The following is an 18403-nucleotide window of genomic DNA, read 5'->3' as shown; positions in this document are numbered from 1 at the left end:
ACCAGATGGGGAAGAGAAGGTTATCAAGAGAAACCGCCCTTCAGTTTCTCTATCAGGTTGATTCAGCCTCAGGGGACGGTTCCCCACGTTTATCCAACCCGCGTTCCGATTTTGAGTCTTTCTGTTTACTTCATCACGAAGCGGCGGACGGCGAAACGCTTGAATTTGCGTTTCTGCTCTGCCAGGGCGTTTTGGAAAATATCGACGCCATAGACAGCATCTTAAACAGATCTTCTGAACACTGGAGGGTGTCGAGAATGTCCATGATAGACAGGAACATTCTGCGCCTCTCGGTTTACGAGATCGTTTTCTTGAGCGATATACCCCTGCCTGTTACTATAAACGAGGCGATCGAAGTGGCCAAGGAGTTCGGGTCGGAGACCTCCGCCGCGTTTATAAACGGCATTCTCGATAAAATCGGAAAAGGCATGGAAAAAGGCGAGTTAAGCAATGATAACTGAGGTAATCTCAAAGCTTGTGGAAGGCGGGGATCTCTCGGAAAAAGAGGTGGCCGCGGTCTTTGACCTTATGATGGAGGGGGAACTTCCCGAAAGCCAGATGGCTGCCTTTCTTACGGCGCTTCGCATGAAGGGGGAAACCGTTTCCGAGATAACCGGCGTTGCGAAGGCCCTTTTGGGTAAGGCCGAAAAGATAGACTGCGACAGGGAAACCGCAGTGGATCTCTGCGGGACCGGTGGTGACGGAAGCGGGACATTTAACATATCCACAACCGCTGCCTTCATAGTCTCAGGAGCGGGAGTCACGGTTGCAAAGCACGGCAACAGGTCGGTTTCAAGCCCGGTCGGAAGCGCGGACGTTCTGGAAGCACTTGGGGTGAAAATAGGTATTTCTCCGTCTCTTGCGCAGAAATGTCTTTCGGAAACGGGCATAGCTTTTCTTTTCGCTCCCGTATATCACCCCGCCATGAGAAATGTAGCAAAGTGCAGAAAGGAACTCGGAATAAGGACTGTTTTTAACCTGATAGGTCCCGTGGTAAATCCCGCGGGAGTAAAAAATCAGGTTATGGGAGTCTACTCACCGCAGCTTCTCGTTCCCGTCGCCGAAGTGCTTAAAAACCTGGGTTCGCAAAAGGTCATGGTGGTTCATGGAGAAGGGTGCATGGACGAGATAACCGTTACGGGAAGCACCAAAGTGGCCGAACTTCGAGACGGCGAAATCGCCGAGTACGATCTGCACCCCGAAGATTTTGGTGTAAAAACCGGCTCGCAGGAAGAACTCAGGGGCGGCGCGAGCGCGGCCGAAAACGCGGAGATAACCCTTTCTGTACTGAGAGGAGGGGAGAACGGTGCGAAGACAGACGCGAGCCTACTTAACGCGATGGCGGCCATATACGTTTCGGGTAAGGCGGCGAGCCTTGCGGAAGCACTAGCTCTGGCCAAAGATTCTCTTTTAAGCGGGGCCGCGCTTGGAAAGCTTGAGATGCTGATCGAAATTACCAACCGGAACCAGCCGAATGATTCTTGACGATATAGTTGCGTATAAAAGGCAGGAACTGGATGAGGCGAAAAAAAAGCTTCCTCTTGAAGAACTCGTGTCCGCCGCCGCGGACCGTTCCCCGGCAATTGATTTTGCCGCTCTTCACGCAGAGACCCGGGGGGTGAAGATAATATCGGAAATAAAACGGGCTTCTCCTTCCAAGGGAGTCATAAGGGATGATTTCGATCATTTCTCTATTGCCCGGGAGTATGAAGCCTCGGGGGCTTTTGCGCTTTCAGTTCTTACCGACCGCAAGTTTTTCGGAGGCGATATCTCCTATCTCTCCGATATAAGAACTCACTCGGCGCTTCCGATTCTGAGAAAGGATTTCACCATAGACCCCTACCAGGTCTACGAGGCAAGGTGCCACGGGGCTGACCTCGTGCTTCTTATAGTCGCCGTCTTGGACCGCGGGCAAATAGAGGAATATCTTTCTCTCTCAGGTTCCCTAGGAATGAACTGCATCGTGGAGGTGCACGGCGAGGAGGAACTCGAGACCGCCCTGCTGGCGGGAAGCGAAATAATCGGCATAAATAACAGAGACCTTCGGACATTCGACGTTTCACTTGACGTGTCAAAGAGGCTTTCCGGCATGGTGCCTGAAGGAAAAATCATAATAAGCGAAAGCGGCATATCGTCGGTCAACGATATGGAAGGACTTATGGCCTGCGGTATAGACACTTTTCTTATAGGAGAAACATTTATGAAAGCCAAAAGCCCCGGGGAGGCTCTTCGCGGTTTTCTTTGCTGATGGAGTGCTTGTGGAGCATGCGTGGAGAAGGAAGAAAAAGACCTTGGCTGGCAGTTTTGCTTTCCCTTTTTTTCCCGGGACTGGGACAGCTCTATAACGGGCAGTTTGCTAAGGGCATCTCGATATTCGCCCTTATAATAATAGTGAATATCCTCTCGCGCGAACCGCTTGAGGTTTTCCTTGAGTTTGCGGATACTCAGACACTCGAAGATATTCCCCGTTCTACGCTTACTCTCGTTGCGGGGTACTCTCTTGCGACGCTTTTCATTGCGGGGATATCGATTTACGACGCGAACGTGACGGCCAAGAAAATAAATCTTGATATTGAAGAAAAACAGCTTTGAGGAGGAAAAAGCCAGATGGAAAGAGATGATGCGGTAAAGATGAAAGGCAATCCGATTACCCTTATCGGTCCTGAACTGAAAAAAGGCGATCAGGCTCCCGATTTCAGGTGCGTGGAAACCTTGGGAAGCGAGGTAAGCCTTGAGAATTTCGGCGATGACGTGAAGGTGTTCAACGTGGTGGTTTCGGTGGATACGCCGGTCTGCGATGTCCAGATCAGAAGGTTCAACGAGGAAGCGGCGGCGCTTTCTGATTCGGTCCAGATAATAACGGTGAGCATGGATCTTCCTTTCGCGCAGAGCCGCTACTGCGCGGCCGCCGGAGTGGAGAGGGTAAGGACGGCGTCAGATTACCAGTACGCCTCTTTCGGAGAGGCCTACGGGGTGCTCATAAAGGAGAACAGGCTTCTTGCCCGCGCGATTTTCGTTGTGGGTCGTGATAATGTTATTGAGCACGTTGAGTACGTTGGAGACATAGTGAACGAGCCAGATTACAATGCGGCGCTTGAGGTGATAAAATCAACAGGATAGAGGGGGAATTATTATGGGAAGAAATCTTGAGGTAGGGAGCCAGGCCCCTGATTTTGAAACCGAAACCTACGGAGCGGAGAAGGTAAGGTTGAGCGACTTTTATTCTAAAGGTACCGTGGTGCTTTACTTTTATCCTAGGGACAACAGTACGGGCTGTATTTGGGAGGCTTGTTCGCTTCGCAATGCGGAGCGGGAACTTGCATCTCTTGGAGTACAGGTCTTGGGGGTAAGCACAGACGGGGTAAAGTCCCATGAGAAGTTCAGAGACAAGTTTTCACTCAATTTCCCGTTGTTGAGCGACAAAAGAAGGAAGATAGTGGATCTGTACGGGGCAAGGTGGAGGCTCATCCCCTTCGTTGCTCGCAGGACCACCTTCCTTATAGAAAAAGGTGGCAGGATAGCGTATATTTGGCACAAAGTTAAACCCTCGTCCCATGCCGAAGAGATACTCATCAAGGTAAAAGAACTAGGTCTTTAAACGGTGAACAAAGCATATAATTTTCTATAGGAAATAGGGATTACCATGCAATTTCTTGGACTGGCGATCGCGTTTATAGCCGCTTTCTGGGTTTATACGGATGCGAAAAACAGGGGTAAGAGCACTGGGAAGGCGTTTTTATGGTTCCTCGGCGTGTTTTTCGTCCTCATATTGTTTCTGCCGCTGTGGCTTATCACGAGACCCAAGGTAAAGCTTTGTTCTTACTGTGGCGAATACTACGAATACCGAGAGTCTGATGGTTTCTGTCCCAGATGCGGTGTTGAGTTGCAGGCTGGGGAATGATATTTTTTAAGTAAAGGTCTTTTTTCGATGAGCGAGACGACTGAAAAATTCGAAGTGACCAAAGATGACGTGATGGAGGTCCTCGGCGACATATACGATCCCGAGATACCGATAGATATAGTCAATCTGGGGCTTGTTTACCGGGTTGCCATAGAAGATTCCCGGGTGAATATCGATATGACTATGACGTCTCCCGGATGTCCCGCCGCAACGCAGATAGTTGCCGAGGCCAAGTACCTTGTCGAGGAGCTTGACGGGGTCTCCGAGGTAAACATCGAGATCGTGTGGGATCCTCCCTGGGATCCAGGAAAGATGAGCGAAGCGGCAAAGGAAAGCTTGGGGATGTTCTGATTCCCCGTGCTTTTCCGCCGTGACCAAGGAGGTTGGAGATGGGAGAAAATCTTGAGGTAGGGAGCCAGGCCCCTGATTTTGAAGCCGAAACCTATGGGGCGGAGAAGGTAAGACTGAGCGACTTTTACTCTAAAGGGACCGTAGCTCTTTACTTCTATCCCAGAGACAACACTTCTGGCTGTACCAAGGAGGCCTGCTCGCTTCGCGATGCGGAGGAGGAACTTATGTCTCTTGGAGTGCAGGTCCTGGGGGTAAGCACAGACGGGGTTAAGTCCCATGAGAACTTCAGAAACAAGTTTTCACTCAATTTCCCGCTGCTGAGCGATAAAAGCAGGGAGATAGTGGATCTGTACGGGATAAAAAGCAAGTTCGATACCGCCCGCAGGGTTACTTTCCTTATAGAAAAAGGTGGCAGGATAGCCCATATCTGGAAAAAGGTAAAGACCTCGTCTCACGCTGAAGAGGTAACCGAGAAGGTAAGAGAACTGGGTTTGTAGTTTTCCTGCCGCGAATTTGATGAAGGATCTTCCCAAAGCCGTTTTCATAACCGGTACCGACACGGGAGTGGGGAAAACCGCGGTCACTGCGGCGCTTGCGGCTCTTCTCCGGGAAAAAGGTCTTGTGACCGGAGTAATAAAGCCGTTTCAGACTGGAACGGATCTCGAAGGCCTGAGCGACGCCGAGTTCATCTACGCATTTCTGGGAAAAGACTGCGTGCTCTCGGAGGTTTCTCCCTGCCGCCTGAAAGTTCCCCTTTCTCCCTATCGAGCTGCCTCGATTGAAGGGGCTGATATTCCTCTTGAGGACATAATAGAACATACGCGGGATTATATATCCCGAAACGACGTAACCCTCGTTGAAGGCGCAGGAGGTCTCTGCGTGCCCGTTACCGAGAGCTACATGATGGCCGACCTTGCCGTTGATCTTGGTGCCCCGATGGTTATAGTCGTGCGTCCGGGGCTCGGCACCCTTAACCATACCGCCCTTTCTCTTGAGTACGCGAGGCAAAGGGGCGCACGTGTGCTTGGGGTAGTGATAAACGGGTTTCCAGAACCTGCGGACGTGGCTTCAGCGACCAACCCAGCCGTCTTGAGGGATGTTTTCTCGGTGAACATACTCGGGGTCCTGCCCCATTTGCCGGGGCTTGACGTAGAAGGCGGCTCCTTTTCGGGACTCAAGGGTATTGGGGAGAACTGTTTTTCCCCGCTTTTCGGTGGAAAATTCTCAGCGGATGCCTTTTTGAGCGAGCTTTCGGAGAAAACACGGCGGTGATTTTCCCCGGGCTGTAACCAGTCTCCGCCGGCTTTTTTCTTTAGAGTTTCGCGGTTTTTCCAGAGCGGTTTCTGAGTTCTTGACAGATTTGAAGAACTTGCTAATAATACTACCCCATTATTAATCTGCTTCCTGATTAATAAACCCGTTTTTCAGCAAATTTAGGATGAAGAGAGATACACACAGATTCTTGCGTATCGCTATGACCGTTTTACTTGTGACGGCGGGTCTTTACCTTTATGCGGAAACTGCCGAGAGTAGCGACAAGGGCCCCGCGCAGCCGGTTCTTTTCAGCCACAAGATACACGCTGATGACAACCAGATACAGTGTCAGACCTGCCACAGCTACACGGAAGTTTCCCCCCATCCCGGTATCCCCTCGGTGCAGAAGTGCATGGGATGTCATTCTTATGTTGCCGGAAGGGACGTTGAGTACACAACGCAAGGGGGGCAGACGATCAACATAAGAGAGGAAATAAACAAGGTAAAGGGTTATTGGCGCAGGCAGGAACCGATACCGTGGGTAAAGGTTACCGGAATGTACGGCACGACCTCCGCGGGAATGCCGGAGTTTGTACGTTTTAACCATAAAAGGCATATAAAGCGCGGATTTGAGTGCAGCACCTGTCACGGGGAAGTTGAGAAGATGGACGTGGTGCACAAGGCAGAGGACCTGACGATGGGATTCTGCATATCGTGTCACGAAGAAAACGCCGACAACGAGGAACATAAGACCGAACTTAAGGATTGTCTGACCTGCCATTACTAGGCCGGAGGGGATATATGTCTCGGAAAGAAAATAAAGGAAAAAACGGCATGAAGAGAAGGGATTTCCTGAAAGTGATCGGGGTAGCCGGCGGTACGGCAGCTGTTGCCGGAAGTTGTTCGGAGCCGGTGGAGCAGATAATCCCTTACGTTATTCCTCCTGAAAATATTATTCCCGGAGTACCCAAGTTCTACGCGACGACCTGCAGGGAGTGCTCGTCGGGCTGCGGTCTCGTGGTGAAAAACCGCGAGGGACGGGCCATCAAGGTTGAAGGCAATCCCGAGAGCCCTATAAACAGGGGAAAGACGTGCGCCATGGGCCAGGCTTCCCTACAGGGTCTCTACAACCCCGACAGGGTCCGCTCCCCGCTTGTACGCAACACTGAAACCCAGAGACTCGAGGCCATAGGCTGGGAGAGGGGTGAAGGGATACTCACAGAAAAATTAAATTCTCTCGGCTCGGGGAAGATCGTCTATCTGAGCAACAACGTGTCGGGAACTTACTCGAAGTTCGTGGCGGAGTTCCTGAGGCCTCTTGGAGGAAAGCATTACGTTTACGAGACTTTCTCCCATGAACCCATCAGAAAGGCGAATTCAATTGTTTTCGGAAGAGACGAAATCCCCTCTTACAGGATAGACAAAGCGGACTACCTTCTCTCATTCGGGGCTGATTACCTTGAAACGTGGCTTTCTGCGGTTTCAAACTCCATAGGATATTCAAAGCTAAGAGATATAGATCACGGGAAAACCGGTCAGGTCGTTCATATAGAGCCGCGCTCCGGAATGACCGCTTCAAACGCCGATACGTGGGTTGCGGCGAAACCGGGCACGGAGCAGTACCTTGCTCTCGGGATTGCCAACGTTATGATCTCAAAGGGTCTTAACAAGTTTGCCCCGGGGCCGATAGCCAGAATGGTTTCGGGCTACACGCCCAAAAAAGTTGCAGCGCTCACCGACGTGTCCACGGACACCATAGAGAAAATCGCCCGGGACTTCGCGTCTTCAAAAAGCCTGGCAATAGGGGGCGGAGCAGCCAACACGGGATCAAACGCGACCGAAACCATGGTTGCCGTGAACATACTTAACTACCTTGCCGGAAACATCGGCAAGACGGTTGATTTCTCCGATTCTCTTTCAATCTCGGATGCAAACAGCTTCAGTGACATGAAGAAGCTGGTGGAGGAAATGAGGTCGGGCAAGGTGGAAGTTCTTATCGTTCATAACGTGAACCCGGTTTTCACGCTTCCGGGAGAACTGAAAGTTGCCGAGGCTCTTGAAAAAGTGCCGTTTGTCGTAAGCCTCTCTTCATTCCTTGACGAGACTTCCGAGAAGGCGCATCTCGTACTTCCCGAAAGTACTTCCTTTGAGAGCTGGGGAGACTACAGCCCGAAAAAGAGCGTGACCGGCATCACTCAGCCCGTCATGAGACCAGTTTTCAATACCAAATCCGCGGGCGATACGCTGATATCTGTTTCAAAGAATGTCGAGGCGCTTAAAAACACGTTCGCAGAGAAAAAATACTATGACTATCTAAGAAGCGCCTGGAAGAAAAGGGCCGAGGCTCTCTCTCCCGGAACAAGCTTCGAGAAATTCTGGAAAAAACTTCTTGTAAAAGGTTCGGTGACGACCACCCCCGCTCCTGTCAATGTCGCTCTTTCATCCGGGGTAAGTTCCGTTTCTTTCAGCGATCCGCAGTTCCGGGGAGAAGGAGATTTCCACTTGATTGCTTATCCGTCCCACAGGTTTCTTGACGGAAGAGGGGCGAACAAGCCTTGGCTTCAGGAACTTCCCGATGCCCTTACCACTTCGGTGTGGGATTCGTGGCTTGAGATAAATCCCGCCGTCGCGGCCAAAATGGGCCTTGAGGATGGCTCTTACGTGAAGGTTGATACCCCCGGGGGAAGTTTCGAGGTACAGGTTTTCGTCTATGAGGGAATAAGGCCGGATACAATTGCCATTCCAATTGGGCAGGGACACACTTCCTACGGAAGGTACGCGAAGGGAAGAGGGGTGAATCCCTTTGCTCTGCTGCCGGCGGCTACCGATGCGCTTTCAGGTGGACCCTCGCTGCTTTCAACCAAGGCGAACGTTTCATCCCTTAGGAAAAGAGACCTGCTTGTAAGGACACAGTACACAAAGAGCCAGGGAGACAGGCACGTCGCCAAGACCATCGCTCTTGACCAGATTGGCCATCATAACGGCGCCCATGGAGCGCACCACTCGGAGCACCCTGACTTCTACCCGGAAATAGAATACTCGAAATACAGATGGGGAATGGCCATAGACCTTAACAAGTGCACCGGCTGCGGGGCCTGCGTGACCGCGTGTTCCGCAGAGAACAACATTCCCTTTGTCGGGAAGAAGCAGATGGCGAAACGCCGCGAGATGAACTGGATTCGCATAGAGAGATTCTTTGAGAAAAACAGCGACGGAAGCCTTGACGTGAGATTTCTGCCCATGCTCTGCCAGCAGTGCGGAAACGCCCCTTGCGAGCCCGTGTGTCCGGTTTTCGCGACTTACCACAACCACGAGGGCCTAAACGGCATGATATACAACCGCTGCGTGGGCACCAGGTACTGCGCGAACAACTGCACCTACAAGGTAAGAAGGTTCAACTGGTATACCTACAAGTTCCCCGAGCCTCTTAACTGGCAGCTTAATCCCGACGTGACGGTAAGGTCGAAGGGAATCATGGAAAAATGCACTTTCTGCGTTCAGAGAATAAGTTACGGGAAGGACCTCGCCAAGGATGAAGGAAGGCTTCTTCGCGACAGAGAGGTTCTCACGGCCTGCGAGCAGGCTTGCCCGAGCGATGCGATAGTGTTCGGCAACCTGCTTGACGACAAGAGCAGGGCGTCGGTGCTGTCCGAGGACGATAGGGGCTACAAGGTTCTCGAAGTGGTAAACACCAAGCCCGCGATTACCTATCTTAAGAAAGTCAAACAGGAAAGAGTGTAATGAGCCAGACGCAGCAGACACCTTTAACTTACGCGAGAATAACTGAAGATGTAGTCAGGATGGTCGACAAGCCGTCTGCGAAATGGTGGGCGCTTTTTCTTCCCACGGTGGCGCTCGTGGGACTCGGCGTCACGTGCTTTTTCTATCAGGTGGCTACGGGACTTGGAGTTGCCGGCTATCGTCACCCGGTTTTCTGGGGAGTCTACATAACCGATTTTGTTTTCTGGGTTGGAATAGCGCACTCGGGAACCCTTATCTCGGCCATACTTTATCTGTTCCGCGCAAGGTTCAGGATGTCCATATACAGAATCGCCGAGGCCATGACGGTCTTCGCGGTTCTCACGGCGGGACTTTTCCCCATAATCCACCTCGGAAGACCATGGAACTTCCTGTGGCTCATACCATATCCGAATTCAAGGGAGCTGTGGATAAACTTCAAGTCCCCGCTTGTGTGGGACGTGTTCGCGGTGGGTACTTATCTTACGGTGAGTTCGGTGTTTTTCGTGGTCGGAATGATTCCCGATATAGCGGCGATAAGGGACAAGGTGAAGGAAGTTCCGAGAAAGATCATATACTCGATTCTCTCCTTCGGATGGAAGGGTTCAAACAAGGAGTGGCTTCACTACACGAGGGCGTATCTTTATTTCGCGGCTCTCGCCACGCCGCTTGTTCTCTCAGTTCACAGCGTCGTGTCCTGGGACTTCGCGATGGGTAACGTTCCCGGATGGCACACAACCATATTCCCCCCGTACTTCGTTGCGGGAGCCATTTTCTCGGGACTGGCGATGGTTATCACGCTTACCATCCCTATAAGGAAGATTTTCCACCTCGAGGACTACATAACGCTTGATAACTACGACGGCATGGCGAAGCTCATAATTCTGACCTCCTGCATAGTCACCTACGCGTACGCGGCGGAACTTTTCATGGCGTGGTACAGTGGAAGTCCTTATGAATGGGGACAGTTTGTGTACAGGATGACTGGAGAGTACGCGTTTTTCTACTGGACGATGGTGGTGTGCAACTGCGTTGTTCCGATAGCGTTTTGGTGGGAGAAGGTTAGAAAAAACATAAAGGCGCTTTTCGCCATTTCCATACTGATAAACGTAGGGATGTGGTTCGAGCGGTTCAATATCATCGTGATATCGCTTTCAAGAGATTTTGAGCCCGGCGCGTGGGGCATATACAAGATATCGTTTGTCGAGGCCGGCATAACGATCGGAAGTTTCGCGTGGTTCTTCATGTTCTTCTTACTGTTTGTGAAAACTCTTCCGGCAGTTTCCATAGCGGAGATGAAGGAGATACTTCCGGTGCCGAAGAAGGGAGGTTAGCAGGAAATGGATCAGGGCGTAATCGGAATTTACTCGTATCAGGATTCGGTTCTTGAAGCCATTGGCAAGCTCAAGGAAGCGGGTTACCGCAACATGAGGGTGTTCTCCCCGTTTCCGGACCATGAAATTGAGGCGGCGGTTGATCTGCCTGAGAGCCCCGTGCGGTTTTTTACCCTCTTCGGAGGTCTGCTGGGGGCGACCTGCGGAATCGGTTTTACGGTTCTTACTTCAAGCTCCTGGCCGATAGCGGTGAGCGCCAAGCCCATAGTTTCGATAATTCCCTACATGGTCATCGTTTTTGAGCTTACGGTGCTTTTCGGCGCGCTTTCAACCTTTTTGGGGCTGATAGTGAATTCCCTTATAAGACAGAGAACCCCGGTGAGGCTTTATGACGAGCGTTTTTCGGATGACAAGTTCGGGGTCGCCGTTATATGTGAGAAGGAAAATATAGGTGCGGTTGAAGCGATATTAAATTCTACGGGAGCTGAAGAAATCAAGTTTGATGAGGCATAAAAAGTTTTTTCGGACAGTTCTAGGGGGAGTTTGGGATATTAACTTCCTCGGGGGATTAAAAGTATGTACCGCCGTTGCTTTTGCGGTCGCGCTTTCCATTTCCTCTGCCCACTCGCTTCCGTGGTCGTGGGACATGTGGTCTCAGGACTCGATTCAGCCCTACGAAGAGCCCGTGCTTTTTCCGCGCAATTCGATTTCCACCGACGGGAAGCAAACAAAGCTTGAAGACAGGGGCAAGGTCGAGCAGATAAAAAAGGGACCGGTTCCCGGAAGCGGTGAGTCGGTAGCCAGGGGAGCGAAAGTTTACAAAGAGCAATGCGCCGTGTGTCACGGCCCCGGGGGATTGGGAGACGGAATCATAATAAAGAAAGGGCTCGGTTTTTACCCGGTTAACCTTACCACGCCGACCGTGGCGCAGAGAACCGACGGTTACATCTATGCCTATATACGTTACGGGGGCAAGGTGATGATGCCTTCTTACAGCGAGAACATATCGGAGCAGGACGCATGGCACGTGGTCAATTACTTGAGGAAGCTTCAGAACCCGGGCTCTGTCAAGGAGAGTCAGTAGAACGATGGATCAGTCCATAAGCCAAGAGATACTCGCTAAAAGAAACCAGATACCCGGCTGGGTATTCAAGGTTTTCCTCGCTCTGGCGGCTGTGGGTGTAGTGGCTTTTGTAATTAACGCCAGGGGGGAGAGGGCCGAGGAGGTCTGGCAGCTTTTCCTGGTGAATTTCCTTTTCTGGACGGGGGTTGCCCAGGGCGGGCTTGTGTTCTCCTGCATACTGAGGATAACCAACGCCAGGTGGGGCAGGGGGCTTCTTCGCATAAGCGAGGGTTTTGCGAGCTTCACTTTAGTCTCCTTAGTGCTCCTGCTGGTTCTTTTCATCGGACAGGAATTTGTCCTTCCTTATGCGCATCATCACTACCACAGTCCCAAGGACATATGGCTTAATATGAACTTCGTAATGGCGAGAAACGTGATAGGTTTCTCGATCCTTCTCGTTCTGAACTACTTCTACCTCAAAACCTCAATTGAACAGGACCTAAACGGCAAGGAGAGGATCGTCAGGTTAAAGAAGTTGGCTCCTGCCGTAATCGGGGTCTACGCTCTTGTTTTTTCCCTTTTCGCCTGGGATTTCATGATGTCGCTTGATCCTCACTGGTTCAGCACGCTTTTCGGACCCTACTATTTTATTGGGAGCCTCATAGCGGCCATAGGAGCGACGATAATACTTTCGGTCCCCCTCAAGCGTTACCTGGGACTTGACGACTACCTTTCCGTTAATCATTACTGGGACATGGGAAAGATACTCCAAGGCTTTTCTCTTTTCTGGGTTTACCTCATGTTCTCCCAGCTTCTTACGATCTGGTACGCGAACATGCCCGAAGAGACCGGGTTTGTGATAAAAAGGGTGGTGGATGAGCCTTTCCGCTCGCTTGCGTGGGCTATCCTCACCTGCTGCTTCATATTTCCTTTTGTTTCCCTGTTGCCCCGCACGCACAAGATAGTTACGCCCATAGTCGTCTTTATCGCTACGGTTTCTTTCTCGGGTCTCTGGATGGACAAATTCCTGCTGGTTATCCCTTCGCTTACCAACGAGTTGGTTTTCAGTATCAATCACTTCCTGATCACTCTCGGTTTTCTTGCGGGATTTGTGGCGACTTTTCTTCTGTTTATAAACAGGTTCCCGGTAATACCTTTCGGTGACCCGTACTTTGACGGCAAGTCAAAAGGAGGAGGACATTAAGATGAGACTTACTCCTGAGCAGCTTGACAAAATAGTTCTGCTTTTCACTGTGAAAGTGGCTATTGGTATCGCGGCTTTTATAGGTATAGTGGCCACCGTAGCACTTTTCGGCACCAAGATAGCCCCATTGATGGGCAAACTTCCCTGGTAATTCCTTCTTTCCTTTCATTGCGCGTTAAATGGGCGATGCAGAATATGCCTTAAGACGCTTTGCTTGAAACCGGATATAATTTCCGTGCGGGATTTCCCCGTTTTTCATAAAAAATCTTCTAAGGAGTTTTCCATGTCCAAAGACGCCGAAATCAAGCTTAAGGTAGTGTTAGGGGACGACAATGTTCCCGAGGGGCTTTTCTGGGAGGCTTCCCAATCTGAGGAACCGGGAGAGAAGCGCTGCGAGGCGGCTTTTCTCTCCATGTGGGATGCCGAGAAGAAGGAATCTCTTGTAATAGATCTTTGGACAAAGAAAATGGAAGTGGGGGAGATGAACTATCATTTTTACTATACGATGATGAAAATGGCCGACACATATGAAAGGGCTACCTCCGAGAAGCAGATATCGAACAGAATGAGAGAATTCGCGGGCGAGTTTGCCGAGATGGTCCTTGAGTCTTTCGGAGGTCAGAAAGATTCCTGACCAACACCCTTTGGTACCCTGCAGGCTAGGGGAACGCCGGGTTTCCCCGGCATTTCCCTAATCTGACTATCCGAAAGAAATCAGTAAAAGACTCTCACGGCGAGAAAAGCGAAGAAAAAGCCCACGCACCATAGAAGCACGGATAACAGGTATATCCAGTTGCTTGTCTTTCGTAATCTGGCACATGCCATTGCCTTCGCCGGGTCAATCGGGCAGGGAGCGTTTCTGGAATTCCAGAGCGCGAATCCGGCGATTAGAAGCATTGCGCCTGAGATTCCGAACGTCCAGACTTTGTATTCTGACAACGCAATCAGCCAGGGTGCGGTTCCTACGATTCCCGCCAGAACGGCGCCGGCGCCGATCGTCACTAATAATGCGGGAAGGGCGCAGCACACCAGTGTTCCAGCGGACGTAAGCAGACTGAGCGAGGGGAGAAGCGTTTGCTTCACTCCATACCCGGAATTTGTGTTATCCATGTTCGCACCCCCTCTGAATGGCACTCACGTTGTACCCGGAGTCCGTGATAAGCTTCGTAAGCGTTGCATCGTCAACGGTCAATCCGGGTTTCATGGCAACCACTACGGAGCCTTTGCCAAGATCAACCTTGATCCCGGCAACATCGCCGCGTTTTAGGAAGACTTTTTCCAGGGAACGGGCGCAGAAATCGCATACAAGTCCGCTGACCTTGATATTGACGGTGTCTTCACAGGCGGCGTTTCCCATGTCGTTTGAAACGGCAGAGGGCTCCACCACCTGACCTTCATGGTTATGTTCGTGTTCTCCATGTTGCGCAAGGCTTGGGAACGCGAAAAAAAGTGTCATAAGAAAAATCGCTGTGATTGATATTTTCATAGTTTTCTCCTTAAAATCTTATTATTAAATTGAACAAAATCCCACCTTTGTCGCTGATTCCGACTTCAGCGAGATACTCGTTCTTAAAAAACCGTACAAAAGGTGTAAACGAGATGTTATCTCTCTCTCCCGTGATGTGGTCAACTTGTAGCATGAGCCAAGTGTGGATATCGCCGTAGTCCCCGAGATAAGGAGCGATTCCCACCCGCGCTTTCTGCCTGAAGAACTTCGCTATGTCTTCGGCGTAGTAGACGCGGTTCTCATAACTCGTAAAGTACCGTCGAGTTTCCCAGTCAAGGGCGATATCGGCAAAGACGGCAGGCTGGGGTTCGCCGTCGGGCACTCCAAGATCACCGTAGGCCATGCCAAGACCGCTTTTAAGATAAAAGTTTGCCTGTGAGTCCGACGCATTATGGCGCTTTACCAGATAGTTAAACTGTGCACCGTGGAACTGCCACTCCTCCTCGCGCCAGTATTCGGTCCTGTATCCTATTGAATACTTAGCCGTCGGCGAATAATGAACGTGAAGAGAATGCGCGTTCTTGTCGTTTTTCTGCATAACCGTCCAGCCGCCCGGATATGAGACCGGACGAGACAGTGACTGAGGGGCGTATCCCATCAGGATCACGCAACATAAAGTGAAAACTGTTAATTTCATGTTTCCTCCTGAGTATCAATTATGGCTTGGCGACGCCGAAGCGAAGCCGCTTATAGCGCGCAGGTGTGCGCAATTTTCTCAGGAGATGTGTTTTGGAGGTCGGAAAAGGGTTTCGATCTGGCGGGAGGACAGGAGCTGACCGGCAAGAATTCCAACGGCAGTTTCCCCATGATGATTCTTTAACTCTTCAACCGGCAGCGCGTTTATCTGGACGCAGTGCTGGCAATCACAGCCATCGCACTGGTCGGAGCTTCGATCTTCCGAATCTTTTGTTTCATGGCAAGGCATGTCCATGTCGGCGTCCATCTGCATTTCGGCGGAAGCCTCGTCCATGTTCATTGGACATGTGGAGAGGGCGTTCGCAATGCCGCCGGTAAGAAACAATGCGATGCATGTTGCCAGTAGAAATGCTGTCTTCATAGTGCTCACGTCCTAATTATAAACTATTCACTTTTCTTTCAAACTTCAATGGCAGAAGTTCGAAAGAAACAGATTACGCAGGAGTGTTTGCAAATTAATGAAGAACTGCAATAAATTGTCTTTATCTGAATTCGGGTATTACTTCCTTTGCGAAAAGCTCTATGGTCTTGGGATTCATCACGTCAGAGAAGAAAATCGTGTATTTGGATATTCCCTTCTCCAGATCCGCGTTGATCTTCCCTACACAGTCTTCGGGAGTTCCCACGATCCCGAGTTTTTCTATGTCTCCGAAGAACCCGTAGCGTCTCTGGGCCTTTTCGAGTTTTTCGGGGAGATCTTTTCTGTCCTCAACCAGAACGCAGACGGTCTGCTGAGATATCGTTATATCTTCTATCTCTCTCCCGATTTCCTCGCAGTGCCTGCGGAGTATTGAGTACTTGCGGTCGAATTCAATTGCGCTTGTCGCGGGACAGTTCCATTCATCGGCGAGTTCTGCCACTGCTCTTAAGAGAAATCTTTCTCCGGAACCTCCGATGCATACTGGAATGCTGGGACGCTGAACGGGCTTGGGGTTGCAAAACGCGTTTTCCACTTTGTAATGTTTGCCGACAAAAGAGGCGGTTTCATCCGCCCACATCAGTTTGAGTATCGTGACCGCTTCTCTCAGCATCTCTATCCTTTCTTTCGTTGAGGGGAAGGGATATCCGTAAGCGCGAAATTCCTCTTCAAACCACCCGGCTCCTATTGCGAATTCCAAGCGTCCGTTGCTTATCACGTCAAGCGTTGAAGCCATCTTGGCGAGCAGGGGAGGGTACCTGAATGGGTTGCAGAGCACCATCGTTCCGAGCTTAACGTTCTCCGTTACTGTCGAGAGTGCGGACATTAGAGTCCAGGGTTCATAGATGTCGATACCGATTATTCCCTGACCTAGAACGTGATCGTAGAACCAAACGGAATCATATCCGGTCGAGTCGCATAACTGCGCCGCAGCCTTTATGTCTTCAAAATCTATTTTTTGCTGTCTCAGCATTACTCCGAATTCGGGTCTGCCCATTGTCTGTCTCCGTTTTTTGGTGTTCGCGCAGGGTTGTAAAGCGCACGGGTAATTATCCCTTTAGCTGAGGATGCTGTAAACATGGTAGCGCCCCTTCGCTTGCTTGGGCAGGGAAATAAAAGTTCACTGTTTCACTTCTTTGTGCTATCATTACGGGCGACGGGAAGAAGAAAGCCCACAGTGTCTGAGGAACTTTTTACCGCCTGTTTTAAATAGAACGAATTCCATTTCTTCTTAAATCTACGATCCAGAGGTTTCCAATGAAAAACGCAGTTGTTTTCGCTCTATGCTTTATTTTCGCTTTGATTGCTTTTCCCGGAGATGGGTACTCTAATTCTGATTCTAGTAAGAACAAAAAAACGTCCGCTGAATCGAGCGGCAAGAAAGAAAGGAGAAAACCAATGGTTCTTATTTCGACTTCACTAGGTGACATAAAACTTGAGCTTTATGAAGAAGAGGCGCCGATTACCGTGGCGAATTTTCTTTCCTATGTGGAAGAGGGTTTTTACGACAACACCATATTTCACAGGGTGATAAATAATTTCATGGTACAGGGTGGCGGTATCACCGCGGACATGAAACAGAAGCCGACTAAAGCCCCGATAAAAAACGAGGCTGAAAACGGCCTTAAAAATGAACGCGGCACCATAGCAATGGCCAGGACCGCCGATGTTAATTCCGCTACGTCGCAGTTTTTTATAAATCACAGGGACAATCCTTTCCTTGATCATGGTGTCCGTGATTTCGGTTATGCGGTGTTTGGAAAAGTGGCTGAGGGAATCGAAGTTGTTGATAAAATAGCCGTTGTTCAGACCAGACCGGGAGATGTTCCCGTCGAGACGGTGTCTATTTTGTCCATGAAGGTCGTCAATTAACAGACGGTCTCTTTTTTCGTGTCGGAAGAGATTACTTACAAAAGCGCCGGAGTTGACGTGGAGGAAGGCGAGAGGTTCGTGCGGCTTATAAAACCTCTGGTCGAGTCGACCTACGGCGAAAGCAAAGTAAGCCCGCTCGGGGGTTTTGCAGGTGCTTTTCCGCTTGATGCGGATGCTTTCCGCGAGCCCCTGCTTGTATCGGCCACAGACGGCGTCGGCACGAAGCTCAAAACGGCCTTTTCCGCACGCAGATTTGATACGATAGGCATAGATCTGGTTGCCATGAGCGTTAACGACGTGATTACGTACGGCGCGAAACCTCTGTTCTTCCTTGACTACTTGGCTACCTCGAAGCTCGATTCAGAGCAGGCGGCCGAGGTGGTAAAAGGTATCTGCGAGGGATGTATCCAAGCTGGATGCGTGCTTATCGGGGGCGAGACGGCTGAGATGCCTGGATTTTACGCCGAAGGGGAGTTTGATCTTGCGGGTTTCTGTGTCGGAGTGGTGGAAAAAGATCTTTATATTGACGGTGCCGGGGTAGGGCCGGGCGACGCGGTCATCGGTCTTGCTTCAAGCGGTCTTCATTCAAACGGCTACTCACTTGCGAGAAAATTGCTTTTCGATATCGGAGACTACTCGATTGATTCGAAACCCCCAAGCCTCTCAAAAACCATTGGAGAGGAACTTCTCACACCCACGGTCATATACTCAAGGACTGTTCTCGGACTCTGCGGAGAATTCGACGTAAGGGCTCTTGCCCACGTGACGGGCGGCGGGATTCCTGGAAACCTCTCAAGAGTCATTCCTGACGGACTTTTTGCAGCAATTGAAGGCCAAAACTGGCCTGAACCTCCTGTTTTTGACCTGATAATGAAAACCGGGAACATAACCCGCGACGAGATGTACTCGACGTTTAACTGCGGAGTAGGAATGATAGCGGTACTGCCGCGGGAGCAGGCTGAAGAAGCCTTGTCCTTCGCACGGGATCTACCGGAAACGGCTTATCTTGTCGGCGAGATAAAAGAAGCTGACTCCCCTGGTCCCAGAGTCCGCATTCTCTGAGAG

At 50.6% G+C, this 18403-nt stretch carries 24 protein-coding genes; 19 read left to right on the top strand and 5 right to left on the bottom strand.

Going from position 1 to position 18403, the window contains the following annotated elements; genetic code table 11:
• The first annotated feature begins 5 nt into the window (after positions 1-5).
• From nusB to F4Z13_06110, 17 genes are all read left to right on the top strand, one after another.
• Entirely contained in the window at positions 6-461 is a 456-nt protein-coding gene (gene nusB, locus F4Z13_06190) for a transcription antitermination factor NusB (protein MXZ48818.1), read from the top strand.
• Positions 451-1485 carry an anthranilate phosphoribosyltransferase gene (gene trpD, locus F4Z13_06185; protein ID MXZ48817.1) on the top strand — a complete coding sequence of 345 codons (1035 nt, stop codon included), beginning with the start codon at positions 451-453 and terminating at the stop codon, positions 1483-1485. The genes nusB and trpD overlap by 11 nt, the downstream gene beginning before the upstream one ends.
• Complete coding sequence (gene trpC / locus F4Z13_06180) at positions 1475-2248, top strand: indole-3-glycerol phosphate synthase TrpC (protein ID MXZ48816.1); 774 nt, start codon at positions 1475-1477, stop codon at positions 2246-2248. Before trpD ends, trpC begins: the two co-directional genes overlap by 11 nt.
• Positions 2249-2265: 17 nt before the next feature.
• A complete protein-coding gene (locus tag F4Z13_06175; GenBank protein MXZ48815.1) occupies positions 2266-2592 on the top strand; it encodes a hypothetical protein in 327 nt (108 codons plus the stop codon).
• A 15-nt stretch (positions 2593-2607) separates the two neighbouring features.
• Complete coding sequence (locus F4Z13_06170; protein ID MXZ48814.1) at positions 2608-3120, top strand: thiol peroxidase; 513 nt, start codon at positions 2608-2610, stop codon at positions 3118-3120.
• A gap of 13 nt (positions 3121-3133) precedes the next feature.
• On the top strand, positions 3134-3598 hold the full coding sequence (locus F4Z13_06165; protein ID MXZ48813.1) for a peroxiredoxin: 465 nt from the start codon (positions 3134-3136) through the stop codon (positions 3596-3598).
• 45 nt (positions 3599-3643) lie between these two features.
• The gene (locus F4Z13_06160; GenBank protein MXZ48812.1) at positions 3644-3901 is read left to right on the top strand and encodes a hypothetical protein; all 258 of its coding nucleotides are present in this window, start codon (positions 3644-3646) and stop codon (positions 3899-3901) included.
• 27 nt (positions 3902-3928) lie between these two features.
• Positions 3929-4252, top strand: coding sequence for a DUF59 domain-containing protein (locus F4Z13_06155; GenBank protein ID MXZ48811.1), 324 nt, complete (start codon positions 3929-3931; stop codon positions 4250-4252).
• Positions 4253-4290: 38 nt separating this feature from the next.
• A complete protein-coding gene (locus F4Z13_06150; protein ID MXZ48810.1) occupies positions 4291-4749 on the top strand; it encodes a peroxiredoxin in 459 nt (152 codons plus the stop codon).
• A gap of 19 nt (positions 4750-4768) precedes the next feature.
• Positions 4769-5524, top strand: coding sequence for a dethiobiotin synthase (gene bioD / locus F4Z13_06145; GenBank protein MXZ48809.1), 756 nt, complete (start codon positions 4769-4771; stop codon positions 5522-5524).
• 166 nt (positions 5525-5690) lie between these two features.
• Positions 5691-6293 carry a cytochrome c3 family protein gene (locus F4Z13_06140; protein MXZ48808.1) on the top strand — a complete coding sequence of 201 codons (603 nt, stop codon included), beginning with the start codon at positions 5691-5693 and terminating at the stop codon, positions 6291-6293.
• A gap of 14 nt (positions 6294-6307) precedes the next feature.
• Complete coding sequence (locus tag F4Z13_06135; protein ID MXZ48807.1) at positions 6308-9247, top strand: molybdopterin-dependent oxidoreductase; 2940 nt, start codon at positions 6308-6310, stop codon at positions 9245-9247.
• Positions 9247-10578 carry a hydrogenase gene (locus F4Z13_06130; protein MXZ48806.1) on the top strand — a complete coding sequence of 444 codons (1332 nt, stop codon included), beginning with the start codon at positions 9247-9249 and terminating at the stop codon, positions 10576-10578. Before F4Z13_06135 ends, F4Z13_06130 begins: the two co-directional genes overlap by 1 nt.
• 6 nt (positions 10579-10584) lie before the next feature.
• Positions 10585-11091: a DUF3341 domain-containing protein gene (locus F4Z13_06125; GenBank protein ID MXZ48805.1), complete on the top strand. Its 507-nt coding sequence runs from the start codon at positions 10585-10587 to the stop codon at positions 11089-11091.
• On the top strand, positions 11081-11662 hold the full coding sequence (locus tag F4Z13_06120) for a cytochrome c (protein ID MXZ48804.1): 582 nt from the start codon (positions 11081-11083) through the stop codon (positions 11660-11662). The genes F4Z13_06125 and F4Z13_06120 overlap by 11 nt, the downstream gene beginning before the upstream one ends.
• 4 nt (positions 11663-11666) lie before the next feature.
• The gene (locus tag F4Z13_06115) at positions 11667-12845 is read left to right on the top strand and encodes a hypothetical protein (GenBank protein ID MXZ48803.1); all 1179 of its coding nucleotides are present in this window, start codon (positions 11667-11669) and stop codon (positions 12843-12845) included.
• A 283-nt stretch (positions 12846-13128) separates the two neighbouring features.
• Positions 13129-13479 carry a gliding motility protein GldC gene (locus tag F4Z13_06110; GenBank protein MXZ48802.1) on the top strand — a complete coding sequence of 117 codons (351 nt, stop codon included), beginning with the start codon at positions 13129-13131 and terminating at the stop codon, positions 13477-13479.
• An 80-nt stretch (positions 13480-13559) separates the two neighbouring features.
• On the opposite strand, the gene F4Z13_06105 is transcribed toward F4Z13_06110, so the two are convergent.
• The 5 genes from F4Z13_06105 to F4Z13_06085 form a co-directional block, all read right to left on the bottom strand.
• Positions 13560-13955: a hypothetical protein gene (locus F4Z13_06105; GenBank protein ID MXZ48801.1), complete on the bottom strand. Its 396-nt coding sequence runs from the start codon at positions 13953-13955 to the stop codon at positions 13560-13562.
• Positions 13948-14331: a heavy-metal-associated domain-containing protein gene (locus F4Z13_06100; protein ID MXZ48800.1), complete on the bottom strand. Its 384-nt coding sequence runs from the start codon at positions 14329-14331 to the stop codon at positions 13948-13950. Before F4Z13_06100 ends, F4Z13_06105 begins: the two co-directional genes overlap by 8 nt.
• A 10-nt stretch (positions 14332-14341) precedes the next feature.
• On the bottom strand, positions 14342-14989 hold the full coding sequence (locus tag F4Z13_06095) for a hypothetical protein (protein MXZ48799.1): 648 nt from the start codon (positions 14987-14989) through the stop codon (positions 14342-14344).
• A gap of 78 nt (positions 14990-15067) precedes the next feature.
• The gene (locus F4Z13_06090; protein MXZ48798.1) at positions 15068-15409 is read right to left on the bottom strand and encodes a hypothetical protein; all 342 of its coding nucleotides are present in this window, start codon (positions 15407-15409) and stop codon (positions 15068-15070) included.
• A 121-nt stretch (positions 15410-15530) separates the two neighbouring features.
• Positions 15531-16463, bottom strand: coding sequence for a TIGR03560 family F420-dependent LLM class oxidoreductase (locus F4Z13_06085; GenBank protein ID MXZ48797.1), 933 nt, complete (start codon positions 16461-16463; stop codon positions 15531-15533).
• Positions 16464-16723: 260 nt separating this feature from the next.
• Between F4Z13_06085 and F4Z13_06080 the strand changes: the two genes are divergently transcribed.
• Both F4Z13_06080 and F4Z13_06075 read left to right on the top strand, forming a co-directional pair.
• Positions 16724-17338, top strand: coding sequence for a peptidylprolyl isomerase A (locus tag F4Z13_06080; protein ID MXZ48796.1), 615 nt, complete (start codon positions 16724-16726; stop codon positions 17336-17338).
• Between the two features lie 18 nt (positions 17339-17356).
• Entirely contained in the window at positions 17357-18400 is a 1044-nt protein-coding gene (locus F4Z13_06075) for a phosphoribosylformylglycinamidine cyclo-ligase (GenBank protein ID MXZ48795.1), read from the top strand.
• Positions 18401-18403: the final 3 nt, after the last annotated feature.

The sequence above is a fragment of the Candidatus Dadabacteria bacterium genome (assembly GCA_009837205.1).
GTDB lineage: Bacteria > Desulfobacterota_D > UBA1144 > Nemesobacterales > Nemesobacteraceae > Nemesobacter.
This window is presented reverse-complemented; position numbering and strand designations above follow the sequence as displayed.